The 17,822-nt window shown below is 48.5% G+C and carries 16 protein-coding genes; all 16 read right to left on the bottom strand.

Going from position 1 to position 17,822, the window contains the following annotated elements; translation table 11 throughout:
• Positions 1-165: 165 nt before the first annotated feature.
• Positions 166-1,758, bottom strand: coding sequence for a hypothetical protein (locus tag EYO21_03265; GenBank protein ID HIB02831.1), 1,593 nt, complete (start codon positions 1,756-1,758; stop codon positions 166-168).
• Between the two features lie 17 nt (positions 1,759-1,775).
• Entirely contained in the window at positions 1,776-2,831 is a 1,056-nt protein-coding gene (locus EYO21_03270; GenBank protein ID HIB02832.1) for a pyridoxal-phosphate dependent enzyme, read from the bottom strand.
• On the bottom strand, positions 2,758-3,672 hold the full coding sequence (locus EYO21_03275) for a glycosylasparaginase (GenBank protein ID HIB02833.1): 915 nt from the start codon (positions 3,670-3,672) through the stop codon (positions 2,758-2,760). The genes EYO21_03270 and EYO21_03275 overlap by 74 nt, the downstream gene beginning before the upstream one ends.
• Positions 3,669-4,988 (bottom strand): sodium:alanine symporter family protein, encoded by a 1,320-nt coding sequence (locus EYO21_03280; GenBank protein HIB02834.1) that lies wholly within the window; start codon positions 4,986-4,988, stop codon positions 3,669-3,671. The genes EYO21_03275 and EYO21_03280 overlap by 4 nt, the downstream gene beginning before the upstream one ends.
• 32 nt (positions 4,989-5,020) lie before the next feature.
• A complete protein-coding gene (locus EYO21_03285; protein HIB02835.1) occupies positions 5,021-5,227 on the bottom strand; it encodes a cold-shock protein in 207 nt (68 codons plus the stop codon).
• A 27-nt stretch (positions 5,228-5,254) separates the two neighbouring features.
• Complete coding sequence (gene apaG, locus EYO21_03290) at positions 5,255-5,638, bottom strand: Co2+/Mg2+ efflux protein ApaG (protein ID HIB02836.1); 384 nt, start codon at positions 5,636-5,638, stop codon at positions 5,255-5,257.
• 34 nt (positions 5,639-5,672) lie between these two features.
• Positions 5,673-6,392, bottom strand: a complete 720-nt coding sequence (locus tag EYO21_03295; GenBank protein HIB02837.1) for a hypothetical protein — start codon at positions 6,390-6,392, stop codon at positions 5,673-5,675.
• Positions 6,393-6,626: 234 nt separating this feature from the next.
• Positions 6,627-7,541 (bottom strand): R2-like ligand-binding oxidase, encoded by a 915-nt coding sequence (locus EYO21_03300; GenBank protein ID HIB02838.1) that lies wholly within the window; start codon positions 7,539-7,541, stop codon positions 6,627-6,629.
• Positions 7,542-7,578: 37 nt separating this feature from the next.
• A complete protein-coding gene (locus tag EYO21_03305) occupies positions 7,579-8,004 on the bottom strand; it encodes a Fis family transcriptional regulator (protein HIB02839.1) in 426 nt (141 codons plus the stop codon).
• Positions 7,997-8,317: a hypothetical protein gene (locus EYO21_03310; GenBank protein HIB02840.1), complete on the bottom strand. Its 321-nt coding sequence runs from the start codon at positions 8,315-8,317 to the stop codon at positions 7,997-7,999. Before EYO21_03310 ends, EYO21_03305 begins: the two co-directional genes overlap by 8 nt.
• The gene (locus tag EYO21_03315) at positions 8,314-11,601 is read right to left on the bottom strand and encodes an amidohydrolase (GenBank protein HIB02841.1); all 3,288 of its coding nucleotides are present in this window, start codon (positions 11,599-11,601) and stop codon (positions 8,314-8,316) included. The genes EYO21_03310 and EYO21_03315 overlap by 4 nt, the downstream gene beginning before the upstream one ends.
• 12 nt (positions 11,602-11,613) lie before the next feature.
• A complete protein-coding gene (locus tag EYO21_03320) occupies positions 11,614-12,945 on the bottom strand; it encodes an amino acid permease (GenBank protein HIB02842.1) in 1,332 nt (443 codons plus the stop codon).
• Positions 12,946-12,955: 10 nt separating this feature from the next.
• The gene (locus EYO21_03325) at positions 12,956-13,843 is read right to left on the bottom strand and encodes a peptidase M55 (GenBank protein HIB02843.1); all 888 of its coding nucleotides are present in this window, start codon (positions 13,841-13,843) and stop codon (positions 12,956-12,958) included.
• Between the two features lie 3 nt (positions 13,844-13,846).
• Positions 13,847-15,064 (bottom strand): amidohydrolase family protein, encoded by a 1,218-nt coding sequence (locus EYO21_03330; GenBank protein ID HIB02844.1) that lies wholly within the window; start codon positions 15,062-15,064, stop codon positions 13,847-13,849.
• 14 nt (positions 15,065-15,078) lie between these two features.
• Entirely contained in the window at positions 15,079-17,343 is a 2,265-nt protein-coding gene (locus EYO21_03335) for a M28 family peptidase (protein ID HIB02845.1), read from the bottom strand.
• 104 nt (positions 17,344-17,447) lie between these two features.
• A partial coding sequence (locus EYO21_03340; protein ID HIB02846.1) for a DJ-1/PfpI family protein occupies positions 17,448-17,822 on the bottom strand: 375 nt, incomplete at its 5' end.

Genomic DNA, 17,822 nt, shown 5'->3' on the forward strand with positions numbered 1-17,822 from the left:
ATGGATGATGTAAAAACCATCAGCAAGATCAACTCAGTATGCAGCTGATTAACTGATTCTCCTTAAGGGGTTATTCAATAACAGAATGAAGCCCCGCTGAATGACAAAGCATTCTTTTAAAACACTTTAGCAAGACGACTATCTGCCAGCATTAGCTAGGCTGACTTATGCAAGGCCACCCGGCAATTTATCCGCACGGTGACCGTGGTCCAACACTACTTCACCATTAACCACCACAATTTCAACACCAGAAGGATAAGCTTGAGGCGCCTGGTCAGTACTATTATCTGACAACCTATCTAAATCCAAGACAACAAGGTCAGCAGCTTTTCCGGCTTGAATGCAACCACGGTTTGACAAACCGGCTGAGGTGGCAGGAAGAGAGGTCATTTTACGGATGGCCTCTTCCAGGGTAAACAGATTGTGACGGAGAACGTATTCTTCGACAAATCGAATGGTGTAACCAAAACTTGACCGGTTCATGGTAAAGTTGGACAGTGGACCATCAGTTGCAGTCACAACGCCATCACTTTCAATACTACAGTAGGGATCCATAAGAAGTTTTTCAAGTTCAGGCCTGGTGGCAAAGATATGTCTTAACATAACATTATAGAAGTCGACTCCATCAGCCAGGACCAGCCTGAAAATGCTTTCAACAGGATCACAATTAAACATATGGCCGATTTCTACAAAGTTCTTCCCGACAAGTTCGGGATGAGCTATTGACGAGGAGAGATAGAATTTTTCCAATCCTCCTAGCCGAAGCAGATAATTTGTAGGGTCAGAAAAATGATCGCGACATTTTTCAACTGTTTCAGGCGATCCCAAACGCTTAAGGACCTCCTGTCGCTCCCCTTCATAGACCCATGGAGGCAGCAGTGCCACAACCATGCCAGGACCCCATTCGTCAGGGAAAGTATCTATACCAACGGTCAAGTTTTCATCTTCGCGGGCACGGTTAACCATTTCAAGGACACGGTCAAAAGTTCCGTCCGGCGCATAGGGCCTTGGCGCTAGGTGAGACAGTTGCCCGGGAAGTCCAGCCCTTCGGCAGATACTGAGGGCTTCCTCTACCGCCTCTTCAAACTGTTCCCCCCTGTTTCGGATATGACTGGCGTAGATACCCCCATGTTTTGCCGAAACTGCTGTCAAGGCCACCAGTTCATCCTCATCCGCGTACATCCCCGGGGAATATTCAAGACCTGAAGAGAACCCCACGGCACCGGCAGTCATGGCCTCCTCAACAAGAGATTTCATCTGTTCAAGTTCAGTAGTAGAAGCTTTTCCAGTGGAGTGACCCATTACACTTAATCTAACCGAGCCGTGCGGCACAAGGGGTGCTACATTTGTAGAAAGTCCCGGAGAGAGAAGGGCATCCATATATTCGCTAAAAGAACCCCATGAAAAGTCCACATCCCAGCTTTCGCTGAAACCTGCAGTATTGCGTTTTGCGAGGTCCATGTCATTAGCAGGGGCCGGACCGTGACCACAATTGCCGGTCACCACCGTGGTGATACCCTGACGGATAGCACCTTCGTTTCGACGATCAGCCATAAGAGAAAAATCGGCATGACTGTGGATGTCGATGAAACCAGGGCAGACAACTTTGCCACTGGCATCCCATTCAAGATTTCCCTTCACTTCCGACGCATCGCCTACTGATACAACAGAGCTGCCACTGATAACAACATCAGCCCTCACTGCCGGTTTACCCGTTCCATCAATTACTTTCCCGCCTCTTATGACTAGATCAACCACGGATGCCTCTCATCCTATTACACATAGTCCCTGAGAATCTCCTGTTCAAGAAAACTATCCACATTGCAGCCTGTGGCCAATAAACAAATGGATTTTCCCTTAAGATCATCCTTCAATTTTAATGCACCTGCCAAGGCCGCGGCACCTGCACCTTCTACCAACACGCCCACGTTGTTAAAAAAGAGTCCCATTGCCCTTTTGAGGTCATTTTCGGAAACCAGTATGGCATCATCCACAACATCCAGCATAAGGTCTACCGCCTGCGGGATAGCCACACGAACAGCGATACCGCCAGCAAAGGTATTGCAACTGTCTGTATTGACAGGCTTCTTTTCATGAAATGAATAGGTCATACAAGGAGCCTCTTCCGATTGCACACTTATGACCCGGGTGGAAGGATTCTTCTCTTTCAAAGCAGTGCCAATACCGCTAATAAGAGAGCCGTTTCCCACAGGAACTATAACTACATCAAGATTTTCATCGATTTGTTGCGCGATCTCGTAACCAATGGTAGCGGTACCAACCACAATTTCTGGTACAGCCCCATCTTCAATAAACAAATGACCCTTGGGCAGAGTCCACTCCAAGATCTGGTTTTTCGCTTCGTCCAAATCTCTGCCTAAAAATTGAAGATCGGCGTCAAATTTGCGGATCAAGGCAACTTTACTTTCATCTGCTCCTTCCGGCACAACCACTGTGATTGGCAAATCAAATTTCTGGCAGGCATAAGCCATGGCGGAACCATGATTACCCGTTGAAGCGGTGATCACTTTTGTCACATCACCGGATCGCGAAAGACTATGTACAAGTGTTAAAGCCCCCCTGGCTTTGAATGAGTTAACTGGTGATTTATACTCATGTTTCACATAGGTTGTGGTTTCCGTAAGTGTACTGAGGTCACTTTCTATATTCAGGGGAGTTATAGACAAAAATTCCCGGATGATGCTCAGTGAAGATTCCATTTCAGCTGTTGAAGGTCTCAGACTCATTAGACCAATTTCATCGATAGATGTTATAAAACGAAGTGTGTTTATCCAGCATTGCTTTTGCCTTCGCCAACCGGTTCTTACCATCACGAAAGAGAGCAAATTCAAATGGATTCATGATTGAAGCAGCGCCCGTTTCACCATCTTTCCTGAGGGCCACAAAACCGACCTGAAATTCCACATCTCCCCCGTGCCTGTCGATTATCCTCTGGAGAGCATTTTCACAGGCTTTCTGGGCTGAGATTCCCTGCCGCATATTTTCTACGACTAGGAAACTTCCACAGACGGCGATCACTTCCAGACCCGCCCCGGTGGCTGCGGCAGCACCTACTTCATTGTCCACATAAAGCCCCGCACCAATGAGAGGTGAATCACCCACTCGACCGTGAATCTTCCATGCAGCACCGCTGGTGGTACATGCCCCAGACAGATCACCTTTCTGATCCATGGCAACAATTCCCAATGTTTCGTGATTGGATTGACCATTTAGCCATGACGTCGATTGCTCAGGATTTTCTTTCCACTCCAGCCACCGCCTTTGTGCCTCTTCAGTAAGAAGATCTTTTTCCTGGAACCCCATCTTAAGTGCAAATCTTTTCGCTCCTTCACCAACAATCATGGCGTGTTTGGTCTCTTCCATCACTTTCCTAGCCACCGCTGCCGCATTGACAATCCCTCCCATTCCTGCCACCGAACCGCTGCGACCATCAGATCCCATGACCGCGGCATCCAGAGTGACGATACCATCCTCATCTGGCAGTCCACCGTAGCCAACGTCCATGACGGTGGGATCCTCCTCTGAAACCGCTGCACCAGCCACCACCGCATCCAGTGCAGAACCACGGCCCAAAAGGACTTTTGCTGATGCATCATTGGCCTTCTCTCCGTGATACCAGGTAGAAATAACAACGGGATTTACCTTACTCATGATCTACTAATCTTTCTTACCTCTCCGCTAAGGGCAACAAGGGCTGTAAGGTTTGCAAACACCATGAAACCCATGAAGATATCGGCCCAATCCCAGAGTGGTTTCACCTGAAATATTGCACCCAAACCAGCAAGTCCGCAATAGACCCATCGAAAAGGGATGGACAGTTTTATTCCACCGGCATGACGGAGGGACTGTTCACAGTAGTATGCCCATCCCACCATTGTTGTAAACCCGAAGAGTACCGATACAAGCACAATAATGGCACCGCCGAACGGTAACACACTTTTGAATGCAGCTGATGTCATTTCGGTACTGATAAGGCCGGAGGACCATACACCGGTGGAAACAAGCACAAGAGCTGTCATACTTGAAACAACCATGGTGTCAATGAATACACCCATCATTCCGATAATACCTTGCTGGTGAGGATCCGTGGTTCGTGACGCACCGTGAGCAATTGCGGCAGTACCGACACCCGCCTCACTGGAGATAGTCCCCCGACGAAAACCGTAAGCCATCGCTCTGGCCACATTAGCACCAGCAAATCCCCCGGCGGCAGCCGTACCACTGAATGCACTCCTGATAATCAAAGCAAATGCCCCGGGTACTTCTGTAATATTCACCACGAGTATAGCAAGACAACTGAGGACATAAACCAGCGCCATTGAAGGGACAAGTTTCTCCGCTACGCGGCCTATCCTGTGAATGCCACCGATGATGACTGCCCAAAGTGCCAATGCCAGCACCAGCCCACTGAACCATTTTGGAATGCCGAAATCACTGAACAGGACCAAAGCAATAGAATTTGACTGAGTCATGTTGCCGGCCCCGATCCCACCGAAAAGGGCTGAGATAGCAAAAAAGAGACTCAACCGGTTCATACCAAGACCTTCTTTGAGATAAACCATAGGCCCTCCCAGCATGGTCCCATCCTCAGCTTTTTGACGATATTTTACACCAAGAACAGCTTCCGCATATTTGGTTGCCATTCCAAATAAAGACACTGTCCACATCCAGAAGGCGGCGCCGGGACCACCTATGGCAATGGCAGTTGCAACGCCCGCTACATTTCCATTGCCGATGGTGGCGGAGAGTGCGGTGGTGAAAGCCTGGAAAGGAGAAATGTCACCGGTTCCTTCTACTAAACTGTCCCGTTTCAAAGCACCACTGGAGATTAACCTGAGGGATTTTACAAAATTTGTGACCTGAACAAACTTGGTTTTCCAAGTAAGAAGTAAACCAACTCCGCAAAGGAGAATGATTGTCCAGACACCCCAGACGATATCGGACAAATCAGCCGTTAGCTCGGCAATAGCACTGAACCAATCCGTCATTCAGAAATCAGTCAGTCAGCAATCTTCACATTTACAGCCCTATCACCTTTCACATCATATTGCACATCAAACTGAACATGCAGGCCCTGTCTCAATCCCTGTTTTTGGAGATCTACACGCAATCCGCTGACATGGACGAAGAGATCGTCCCCGTCATCAGATTCGATGAAACCAAATCCTTTCGACTGATCATATTCTCTTACTGTACCGGTTTTCATAATTCCCCCTTTTTCAATATTGTATAATTAGTTGACCGAATGAGGTGTCACCAGCTGAAAGGCAGGAATTTCTGCATCGAAGGTTTCGCCGTCGTCCCAAACCATCTCATAGGTCCCTTTCATGATGCCGAATTCCGTCCGAAGGGGGCAGAAACTGGTATATTGGAATGACTGATCTTTTTCCAGCCGCGGTTGATAACCTACAACACCAGGGCCCCGAACTTCTTCTACTTGTCCGGCTGCGTCGGTGATGTGCCAGTAGCGGTTCTTAAGCGTAAGCGGGTGGTCACCCTCATTCCTTATCGTGATATGGTAGGCGAAGAAAAAGAGAGGCTGGTCAGGATTGGAGCGTTCAGGAATGAATTCACTCTCTACTGAAACGATAAGACCATTTGTGACCGCTTCCGGCAAAGCTGACAGGGTACCTTAACTTAGAATGCCAATGTCAAAGGATTTTCTCCAGGACGTCACCAACAAAAAAGGCGATGGTAGCGGCGACACCGCCTAGCAGAACTGTTTCAACAATCCCTTTGATTCGGCTTTGTTCGGTGACAAATCCTTTTAAGGCACCGATGAGAGCCAGGGCGGCCCCCGTAGAAATAGATGAGACCATAAAAAGATCGGACGCATTGGCTTTTGTGAACCCAGCGAGGACATAAGCCATCAACGGAATAAAACCGATAAGGTTGAATGCGATAAATGTGACCAGCCCCCGTTTCCACGGCGGCCTTTCATCTTTCATCAATTCCAACTCTTCTTTCATCATTGTGTCTACCCACACGTCGTCATCGGATGTTATAACATCCACCACCTGATGTAACAAGTCCCCTGTGAATCCCTTATTCTGGTAGATCTCCCGAATCTCCTCAACCTCCTTTTCACGAAGGTTCTCAATTTCCCAATATTCCACAGCTTTGTGTTTCTCATACGATTCATGCTCAGCCTTCGCGGAAAAATAACTCCCCACAGACATAGCAAAGCCATCGGCAATGAGGTTGGCAAACCCGAGAATCAAAACAATGGGAAGGGCGAGTTCCGCACCAGCAGCACCGGCAACAACCGCGAACGTGGTGATAGTACCATCAATACCACCGTAAACGAATTCGGCTATGTACTCCTTCTGAAAACCGAAATATGTACTTCGTTTATGGTAAAGATCTTCCAAAAATGCCCCGTGCTTAAACTGAGGAAAAATTCCCTTCTATTAACTTACAATTGAATCTGTTATTAGTCATTGTAATTTGAGGGCTAATCAGGTTTTTTAGGAGAGTTCAGGCGCTGAGAAATTCCAGAAGCAAAGAATTAACTTTTCCCGGCACTTCGTGCTGAAGCCAGTGGGTTGAATCCTCCAGATAAATGAGCTCTCCGTTGGTTCGAACATCTATATGTTCAACCGACTTCAGAAAGGTTCGGGATCAAAGTCCTCTGTTAAGTCCTTAAACATGACATCTTCCAATGATAACTCACGGGATTTTTCAATACGATCCATCCGCTTCTGAAATTGAACAACTGCAAAATCCACAAAATCCTCCCGCTTCAATCCAAATGCTACCTCACCGTGTTTAGCTTCCTGATAATCAAACAGTTCGTTGATAACACCGATGGCCGGCATCAGAAGGGTCTCCATTTTCTTCTCCACCGCATCCCAGACGGAATCGCCGTGTTCCGCCACCAGGCGAGAAATAAAATAGACACCAAAACGAAGATGACGGGATTCATCTCTCTGTACAAATTTGATCCCCTCCAGCATGCCTGGAAGAAGACCTGATTCTTGAAGAATCTGGTACCAACCATTGTAACCCGTTTCCGCCAAAATCCCTTCAACCACTATATTGTAAGTCACGGAAGCCTCGGCCTGGGTTTGAGGCGATTTATCATTCTTAAGAAGTGCCATGGCTTTGGGAAGAGTCTCATAAAAAATGGCCCTGTAACTTTCTGTATGGTAACGACTGAGGTCACCCGAATCTGTCATAACAGTATCAAGATAACGGTGAAAGAAATCCACATGCTTGGCTTCTTCCCAGAGAAAAGAAGTGAGATACATTTCCTCTTCCAGACGATTTTCACCGGTAACTACACTTAAAAGAGGCAAAAGATCCAGGGTGACCGCCTCTTCTCCAGACAGGAAGAGTGTGGCAACATTCAATGTAAGGTCACGTTCAGAATCGGATAGGTTTCCCCAGTCAGTTTTGTCTTTAGAGAGGTCAATGTCATCCGGGTTCCAAGTGCCGAGCTTTTTCGCCTTTTCCCAGAGGCGAGACATAACATGATTTCTGTTAAGACCGTTGGAGAGAGTCGTGAATTCAGTTCTCATACATTTACTCTAACATGATAAGACAAAGTTAATACAGCTAATTCCAACCTTCAGGAAAATCGGTTTCAATCTCACGGGCTGCAACCACAAGTTCCTTTGCAGCAGAGGTGTGAGGTAACAAGCTTCCCAAATTCCCTTTTTCCAGTTTCAACTTGCCCCGCATGAGTGCCATGATGGGGTCCAGTGATCCTTCAAGAATCTTTTTCCAGTTTTCCGCTCGTGCTGATATGACATAAACTGCCTCATCCAAATCCCTTTCCGTAGCAGCCCGCGCTTCTCGGCAGTCACCGTGCATCAGATCAAGATAAACACTCTGTTTTTCTATACCCATTTTGGCATCAGGTTCCAAAACCATGACAATATCACCTTCCCATTTATCAGCGGCGGTACGATAGGCATCGCTGGTAGCTAGCCTCTCACCCCAGGATCTAGCCCAGACATCACTAAAAATCAGTTCAGCCATCATTCCCGTTCTTTTCCATGCAAGTAATTCTGACAATAGGACCTACCATGCAGATAGTAGCGATGCTTTCCATCTGTTCGTAGGAGATGTTCACTGCCATTCCGTCTCTGAAACTAAAGTCTGGCTCTTCATCATAATCTCCTATCTCAAGGATAGTACTGTCCTTTAACATTATGACAAATCCGCAACCATCCAGGTCGCTGTAGTCTTCAAGTGTTGCCTTTATGTTGCAGAGTGGTTCTTCGAGTGGTTCTTCCTCGTCTTCACAGACAACAAATATGAACAAAACAGCAATAAAAAAAAGTTTTCTCATTTTTCTGCCGGACCGTCGTCCCACCACCAGAGCGGTTCTATCTCCTTCTCTTCAGGCCACAATTTTTTCATAGTGTTGCTGTCGAAAAGTTCGCCATTTACCATGACGTACCTGATAGTATTGGTATTTTTTATATCTTCCAGAGGATTCTTTTTAAGAATGATCATATCAGCCAGTTTTCCGTTTTCGATAGAGCCGAGGTCACGGCCGACGCCAATAATTTCAGCGCCGTGGAGGGTGGCAGCTCTCAGCGCTTCCATTTCTGTCATTCCACCGCTCTGGAGCGCCCACAGCTCCCAATGGTAACCAATGCCCTGAAGCTGTCCGTGAGCACCCACGCCCACACGCCCACCGGCGCGGGTAATTTTAGCGGCTTGGGCCGCCAGCTTCGGAAAAACATGTTCATCATCCCGGAACCAAGGGCGGCGACGCGTCCTCGACTGAATGATGTTATCGGGTATAAAACGCTGAACTTTCTTATTATCGTGAACTTCCGTGTTGGTGTAAAAATAGTTCTCCGCCCAGGGGCCTCCGTAAGCCACAAGAAGGGTTGGTGTATAAGTCATGCCGCTCCGAGCAACTAACTCAACCACATCTTTGTAGAGTGGCACAATGGGAAGTGCATGTTCGTTTCCGTGGAAGCCATCGATAGCATGTGTCAGATCTAATTTTAAATCCAACGCACCCTCTGTAGTAGGCATCATACCCAGCTCGTGGGCAGCCATGGCGACAAACTGACGCTGCTTCCTATTACCCACTACATAGGATTTCAGGTTCCGTGTCCGGTAGTGATCCCGATACCGCTTAATGACACCCTTAGCCTCTTCCATACTCTGGAAGTTGTTATTGGAAAAAATTCCGGGGCCGGTGTTGTAGGCTCGGGGACCGATGATCTGTCCCGTCTCCACCAGATCCTGATAAGCAAACATATCATTTGTGGATGTCTGAACGTCTAGTCCGGCTGTCACGCCGTAAGCAACGTTGGCAAGGAAACTCCAGTTTTGGAGATCCAGTATACCCTTCCTCACTTCCATCCAGTGGGCATGAGTATCGATAAAACCGGGAACAATCGTCATCCCTGATACATCAAAGATTGCAGCATCGTCGGGAATGCGTACGGTACCGATTCTACCAATGCGTAAGATTCTGTTATTTTCGATAACAATATCACAGTTCTCAATAATCTGATTATCATTCATGGTGATAACGCGTGCACCACTTAAAACAATTGTACCGGTAGGTGAATATCTTTCCTTTTCAACAATAACCTCTACAGCTTGAATAAAAGGAGCTTCCTCCAGTAATGGTTTTGGCTCTTCCTCGCTATCTGAATCATCTTCTGTGTCTTCACTTTTTTCCTTCTCAATCTCTTCAAAAGATAGAGAATCGACTGGCATGCTATAGAATGTTGAACCGATGGACCATGTGACCTTTTTCCCGCCATCGCTCCACCCAAAATAGTCAGCACCGATATTCGTCAATTTTATTACAGGAACTGAGGGAGAGCTGACATTCACCACTGGCGCCGAACCGCCAACCTTGGGAACCGCCAGGAAGTAGAGCTGGTTCTGAACACTGGCCAAGGCCCACTTTCCATTGGGACTAAGCTGAACGTCCCTAGCGGGCACCGGTTCTGTAGAGGCATAATTTCCTTTCCCTTTGACATTGAGGTGTTCCCGCCTGTCGGAGCCGTCAAGTCTCACGGAAACAATCCCGTTTCTTCCACTGTAGAGGTAAACACGATCGGACATACCTTCTAGGAAGTGAGGTTTGCCCAAACCCCGGGCAGGAAGTATCATTTTAAAATCGCTGCCATTGGCATCCACACTAATCAGATCCATAGGAGTGTTTGGTCCACCAAATTCACTGGGTGATTGAATTCTCAGATAAGATGATCCTCTCAACGAAATAATTCTTTCGCCATCCGGGGTCCATATCGGTTCAGCATAAAAGGCGGGGGTTTTTGTAAGTTTGATGGGGTTCCCGCCACGGGCACGAATCTTCCAAATATGACCACCGGCGTGAGTCCAGGTTACATAAGCTAGCCATTTCCCATCCGGGGACCAGGAAGGCTGGAATTCACCCACATCCTTTGAAGAAAGCCGTTGAGGTATTCCTTCAGGCAATTCCATGGTATAAAGATGAGTAAACGTAGAAAAAGCAAGTTGTTTTCCATCTGGAGACTGAGCTGGATCCATGATTATACGAGAACGGACAGGGCCATCTGCAACCCTATAGGGAAAGTTGAGGTTAGGGCCCAAATCCTGTTCAACTTTGGCCTCAAACGGGATTCGCCTTGACTTTCCGGTCCTGATATCCACACTGTGAATCTGCCCACCATAAGTGAGGAAAATTTCCCTACCGTTGGGATGAAAGGCGTAGCCCGGCAAAAGATCCCGTGTAAAGCGAGACTCCTGGTCGTCCCTTTGCACAGGATAGATGAGCCAACTGTCCTCAGCTGTTTCAAGATCGCGAATCCGGAGCCCGGTCTTGGTCTTATACCTTGTACCGTAGACCATCTTTTTGCCATCCGGAGAAATGGCCGGGCGGATGCCACTCCCCTCATTCCTGGTAATGATATCTTCATCCCCGGTGACCATATCACGACGGGCGATTTGCCACATGGGAAACTGGGCATTGTAGGAAAAACCTCCAATGCGCCGAGCATAATAAATAAACTTTCCATCGGGAGAAAGGTCAGCACCAAGGGCATTGTGCTGACGGCTTCTCGGTGTGTCGTTATCTGGGCTCGCCTTTGTGATTTGCACACCTGAACCGCCCTTCACGTGGTACATCCAAAGCTCAAAAGTCCCCCAGCCAGACCGAGATACGATGACGTAGTCGCCATCCGACGTCCATGTGGGAGAAGCAAACGACTTGTTGGTATCCTTACTTAGCTGCTTTGGTTCACTCCCGTCAGCTCTGGCAATCCACAAATTTTCCGCACCGTCACGGTCACTCAGGAATGCGATCCAATCACCGCTAGGCGAATAGGCCGGCTGGGAATCGAAAGCCATCCCGGAAGTGATACGGGTGGCCTTGCCACCTCGGATTGGAAGTATGTAAAGATCACCAAGGAGTTCGAAGACGATAGTCTTTCCCTTGGGAGAAATGTCCAGAGAGAGCCACGTTCCTTCATCTGTTGTAAAGGAGACTGTCCTGGTGGCCTCCATAGGAAGCGCATTCCCCAGGCTGTCCGGTTTTTCACCTGCAAAGATTAAAGTGGTCACGAAAGCAAGTAGAAGTACATGTTTCATAGAATATCCTTTAAGCATTGTTACCATCACTTTATCCCATCAGCTGTCTATTTTTGATCTGAACCAGAGAAAATAGACTGGAATCCCCGTCAGCACAAATGCTAGATCTTGGGCTGATTTCCCCCACTCATAGTAGCCCCGGAGGCAAATGAGAATTACGATTCCCGCCAGATAGAGCCCCGGGACAACGGGAAAACCGGGAATCTCATAGGCATCCTCGGATCCAGCCCCTTCTTTTCTGAATTTGAACAAGGCGATAGTGGTAAAGATGTAGAAGATAAGAATGGCAAAAACCATCCCGGCAACGATTGTTTCAAAAGATCCACGGACGACCAGGATGACGGCTCCCCATACGCAATGAGCAAAGATAGCACGGGTGGGGGTCTGAAACTTGGGGTGGATATAGTCCAACCATCTGAAAAACAGGCCATCTTGCGCCATGGCGTAATAAACACGGCTTGCCGACATAATGGTACCATTAATACTGCCTGTAGCCGAAACAATCACAAGCAGCGATACAACGCCGGCTCCGGCCGAGCCGAAAATCTTTACCGCAGCGTCGGAAGCGACGATGGTACTATCCCGCATTCCTTCTATCCCCAGCGTAGCATGATAAAGCGTATTCATCAAAAGGTAAAGAGCAATGATGATACCCATACCTAGAAACATACTGAGAGGTATAACCTTACGCGGGTTCTTCATCTCCCCTGCAACATAGCCGACCCTGTCCCAGCCGATGTAAGAAAAGAGGACAAGCATAAGCGCCGCAATAACATTCCCCACCGGACCGAGTGTCGCTGTTGGATGAGAGGCTTGACTCAGAAAATCCCCTTTACTGTTTACCAGCAGCATCCCGATGACACCCAATATCGCCAACCCACCAATCTTTACGGCTGAAGAGAGCTTATTGTAGAAACTGGCCTTATTAACTCCAGCCACATTCAATGCTCCGAACAGGGCTAAGACTGACAGTGCTATAATGATTTTTTCTGTATGATTCAGGTCAATGAAAAAACCGATATAGTTGGCGGTAACCAGCGAGAGGCCTGCGGCTGGTGAGGTGCGGATGATAAAAAGCTGAGCCCAACCGAATAGGAATCCCCAGAACGGCCCAAAAGCCTTAAGAATATAAACATATTCTCCGCCCGTTTCAGGGAAGCGACTACCTAGCTCCGCGTAGATGAGACTTCCTACATAGACAAAGAGAGCTACACCGATCCAGAGGAGCATGATCGTGCCGTAGGAACTGAGGTAGCCGGCGATGATCTGGGGAGTGGAGTAGATCCCGGCACCGATAGTGATCCCCACAAGGAGGCCTATGCCGTCAAAGATGCCAAGAGATCGTTTGAGTCCGGGAGATGCTGAATTCATTAAGCCTCTTTTAAGGTTTCACATACTTATACATCAGTCTTATAAAAGGATAGGCCTCTCGCATATTATTGGCTTCATAAGACACCGTGAAACCGTCAACAAGAGCAACTCCAGGGATGGCTTGTAATACATCCGCTTGAGTGGTGGTTGAGAATTTCATTTTAATTTTAACGGGATTACTTACTTTGAGTGGTTTGGTTTTTTTCAGATTCTTCAGAGCTTTTCTGGTGGCTTCAGCCAGTTCCTGGCGGACCACTTCACCATGTTTCAGGCGAGCCACCTGGGCAGTCTCCGCTGTCTTGGTGGTAACCAGTTCACACTTCACAAGTATACCAAATTGAGCAGTGAAAACGTCATCCCCCGCCGCCAGAATAACAGGAACACCCTGTTCACCGGCATAATGGGCATTCAGTCCGCCTTCACCCACCTCCAAACCGTTGAGCCAGAGTCCTTTAACAGCTCCAGAGCCTGTATGGGCCAGGAATCCCCGGGCAGTTCCCGCGCGGGCATGATAACCGAGAAAAATGGCTGCGTCAAAGGATGAATCGAGACCTTGCACCATCCCCAACGGCTTGATATTTCCCTGAATGTAGATGACTCTCGGATCCAGGTCCTGATGGATCAGATTCTGCATGTCACCATGGGAATCGTTCACCAGAATATGGGCCGGTCCATTCTCAAAAATGGTCTGTGCCACCGCATTTACTTCTCCTGTCATGAGCCTGCGTCCTATTTCATAATCCTTTCCGCCATAACTGGTCATTTTCCCCGTGCCTATGCCGCCGATGCCTTCCATATCCACGGAGATGAAAATCTTAAGCGCCTTTTGAGGAGTGGCGGAAAGAAAAGATAACGCAATCGCTACAGAGATTACTAACTGGTATCTGGAAAACTTCATTATCTACTCCTTACTGAATGGCAGACGGTTCATGGCAATCACACCGTTACTGATGACCAACACCACATCCTGAACGGAACGTATGTCTTCCAACGGATTGTCAGGAACCACAACAAGATCAGCTTCCTTGCCCACGGTGACAGTACCTGTTCTGTCAGAAATTTGTAGCAGCTCCGCACCGACGCTTGTAGCGGAGCGGATGGCATCCATCGGTTTCATCCCCAGCTTCACAAAGTTGGTGATCTCCATTCCCACCCGAGTGACGCTGTTGGGGCCGTATCCGGTGTCCGCACCAGTGACAATTTTAATGCCTATTTCATAGGCACGTTTTACCGTTTTTTCTAGGGCTGACAACATGTGCTGACCACGAATGAAAAGAACAGGATTGTCGTAGTCGCCGCCCGGCTCGGTAAGGTCCACCACTGTTGTAAATGTGGGAACAAGATATGTCCCCTTCTGCTTCATCAGCTTCAGGGTCTTTTCGCTGAGATAGGTGCCGTGTTCAATGCTTTTGACCCCTGCGGCCACAGCTGCATAACCTCCTTCATCACCATGAGCGTGAGCCATAACCGGAATGTTGTGTTTGTTGGCTTCATCCACAATTACGGCCAGCTGTTCCTGGGTATAAGTCTGCTTCCTGGGATCGGTGTTGGGCAACCCGGCCCGTTCAGTACCCCGCGTCTTGATAAAGTCCACTCCTCGGTCGGCATTGATGCGAACCAGCATTCGAAGTTCCTCTTCGCTGTTGACTCCATTCATGAGAACAGAGAGGCGCGGATCGGCCAGAGCCGTTTCGCCGAGATTTGGTGTCACAAACACACCGGCCGCCACCATATCGGGGCCGGAGAGGACACCTGATTTCACCAGTTCCCGAAGATTGACATCCTGATAATTGGGTGTGCTGGCGCTCCGGACCGTAGTAACTCCGGACTCCAGCGCACGCTTTGCTGAGGAAAGAGACCTGATGTGTGTATGGGCGTCAATGAATCCGGGCATAAGTGTTGCTCCGGCAATGTCAATAGTTTCATAATCTTTCGGTACTTTACCACCGCGCTTGACTGACTCAATTTTCCCATCGGAAATGAGAACTGTGACACCGCTCTGGACACGGTCGCTTTTTCCATCGATGAGCTCTGCGTTTATTATCGCCAGCCTGCCGTTAGCGGCCCTGACTGAAAAAATAGTTAAGAAACAGACTAATACCGTAAGCACCTTCTTCATGATATGGATCTCCTTTACAATAGCAGAGAAGTAGCCTTGTCCACCTCATCAGCAACGCGGTTGAGTGCTGCCGCCACTTCACCGATAAACAGACTGACCTCATCCCATTTTCGTTCCTCTATCCCTTCCCGTATACCAGGGAATGTTTTAACACCATAACCGGTATAATAACCGGGCGCATAAATCATGTGCTTGAACCAATCCCGACGGGGGAGGCCCTCCGCCCTCGTCATGGCCCGTTCACTTTTCATGAGAATCTGGTTCAAGGTTTGCGCATCACTTCCGGACGGTCGGTCGTCTCTTTTTATGATATTCGTCAGTACTACTTCATATCTGTTCGCACTCGCTCTCAGGCGGGCAAGAGCATTGTCGATTGGTGAGAAATCGAACGAAGGAACAGAATCGAGCTTCTTAGGCACCACATAAGTTTTATCCGGGTGAGCCATCAACGAATATGCGTTTTGATCAACAAGTTTGTTGTTGTGTTTGGTCTTCTCTCTCGTTTCTAACGCAAATTCTTTCAACTGTTTTGCATACTGCTCCACATGATCCACAAAATTGGTGAACCGGAATGGCAGCACATCGGTATCAGCAAGCCGAAGTGTCACTCTGCCCGTTGATTTTGCAAGGGTCACGCCGTACTCAAAGGTTGGATCCATAAAGCGGGTATAGTGATCAAAGGAGTCGTAAACGGAGTGGTAAGAACCACCGCCGGCTTCCCCCCCCATACCCATATTCAGAGAAGCGATGCCAACATGATGGATAAAGGCGGTATAGTCTGAGCCTGCACCGAGGGCGCCAATGGGAAGATCTTCCCTGCCGGCATATTTACTTCCGCTCACCATCATCCTAGCCCGAAGCCTCTCTTGTAAGGAAGCGTCCACAAGAGGATCATCCACCTCTTCTCTTACTTCATTCACGAACTTCTCCAGCGTATGTGAACCACTGATACCGAGGAATCCCCGGCTGGTAGCGTCTGTATTGATATACGCCACCATCTTTTCGCTGAGTTCCTTCTTGTGGTGTTCCACCCACTCAGTGGAACCGAGCAGTCCTGGCTCTTCCGCATCCCAGCCGGCGTAGATGATGGTCCGCTTCGGCCTCCATCCCGTTTTTGTCAGTTCACCAACAGCCCGTGCCTCTTCCATGAGAGAAACCATACCGCTGATGGGGTCCGTAGCTCCGAACACCCAGCCATCATGGTGATTCCCTCGCATAACCCATTCATCGGGATACTGGCTCCCAACCAATCTCCCCACGGTATTGTAGGCAGTCCTCAGTTTCCATTCAAATTCCAGTTTCAGGTGTACTGTTGAAGGTCCTGGTCCCAGGTGATAAGTGATGGGCAGCGCCCCCCGCCAGTTGGCCGGCGCCACAGGACCTTCCATAGCTTTCAGCAGCGGCTGGGCATCAGCATAGGAAATGGGAAGCACAGGAATTTTCATAATAGTGGGCGCTTCCTTGTAATCGAGGCGTTCGGCTCCATCCACAGCGCCGTAACCCGGAGTTAGAGGGTCTCCAGGATACATAGGCATGTCCACCACCGATCCCCGCTGGATACCGTGTTCCATTCTATACGGTCCTTCAGGATAAACGTCGCCTTGTGTGTAGCCGTCATCCCTGGGATCAGAGAAAATGATACAGCCGATGGCCCCCTTTTCGTAGGCCACTTTCGGCTTGATCCCACGCCACGAACCTCCATAGCGGGCAATGATAATCTTTCCCTTTACATCGATACCGTGACGTTCCAAGACTTCATAATCGGAAGGAATGCCGTAATTGACATAGACCAGTTCGGCTGTCACATCACCATCGGCAGAGTATGCGTTGTACCCAGGGAGACGATCTTCCATGACGGACGAAGTAGCATCTTCCTCCAGAACTGGCTCCTTAAGCTTTGCTGTGAATCGGGTAGGCGAGACCATTTCTAAAAGTCTCACCTTTGGGATGGGGAGCAAAACATCAAACTGTTCAATCTCAGTTTCATAACCCCACTCCTCAAACTTGGCGGCAATATACTCAGCGTTCTGTTTACTCCATGGAGAACCTACATGGTGAGGTTTGGAGGACATATGTTTCATCCACTCCCGGAGATTATCCGAGTTAAGGTAAGAATCGAACCTTTCCTCGAGCTTCCGCTGGGTTTCCGCATCAAAACCAGCATCCAGAGTAGAAACAGCGTCCACCACTGGCACGGCGACAAGAGAGGTATCAGATGGGGGATTGGAACACCCCACAAAAGTGAAAAATACCAGCAACGCAATAAGTCGTCTGTTCATTCTGGTTAACTCCTTACTTATTTCTGTCTCAAATGGAAATGAGCGAGAGTTTAAGGAATTCCAATGAGGAATTCACGCCTACGGATAATATCATACCGCGTGGGTCAGCTACGATTCATATCAATTCGTCGCTGAAAGTTGTCACTATCAAAGGCGTACTCCATGTGACGGGCAGTCCAATCTGCCTGTACATCTCCAAAATCGAGTCGGACCATCTGAAGGGCAAGATCGATACCGGCGGAGATTCCTGCGGAGGTGAAAACTTCTTCATCCATAATGACGTGGCGGCTCCGATCCACCTTAACTTTCGGAAATGTTTCTTCCATAATATCAAGGACAGTCCAGTGTGTAGTGGCACTCTTCCCGTCAAGATGCCCAACACTGGCAAGAAGCAAACTCCCAGTACAGACAGATGCCAGCCGTGTGCTTCGTGGGTCGAATGAACCAAGCCAGTTAATCACGGATTCATCATGCATGAG

Source organism: Candidatus Neomarinimicrobiota bacterium (assembly GCA_012964825.1).
In the GTDB taxonomy this organism is placed as follows: domain Bacteria; phylum Fidelibacterota; class Marinisomatia; order Marinisomatales; family S15-B10; genus UBA2125.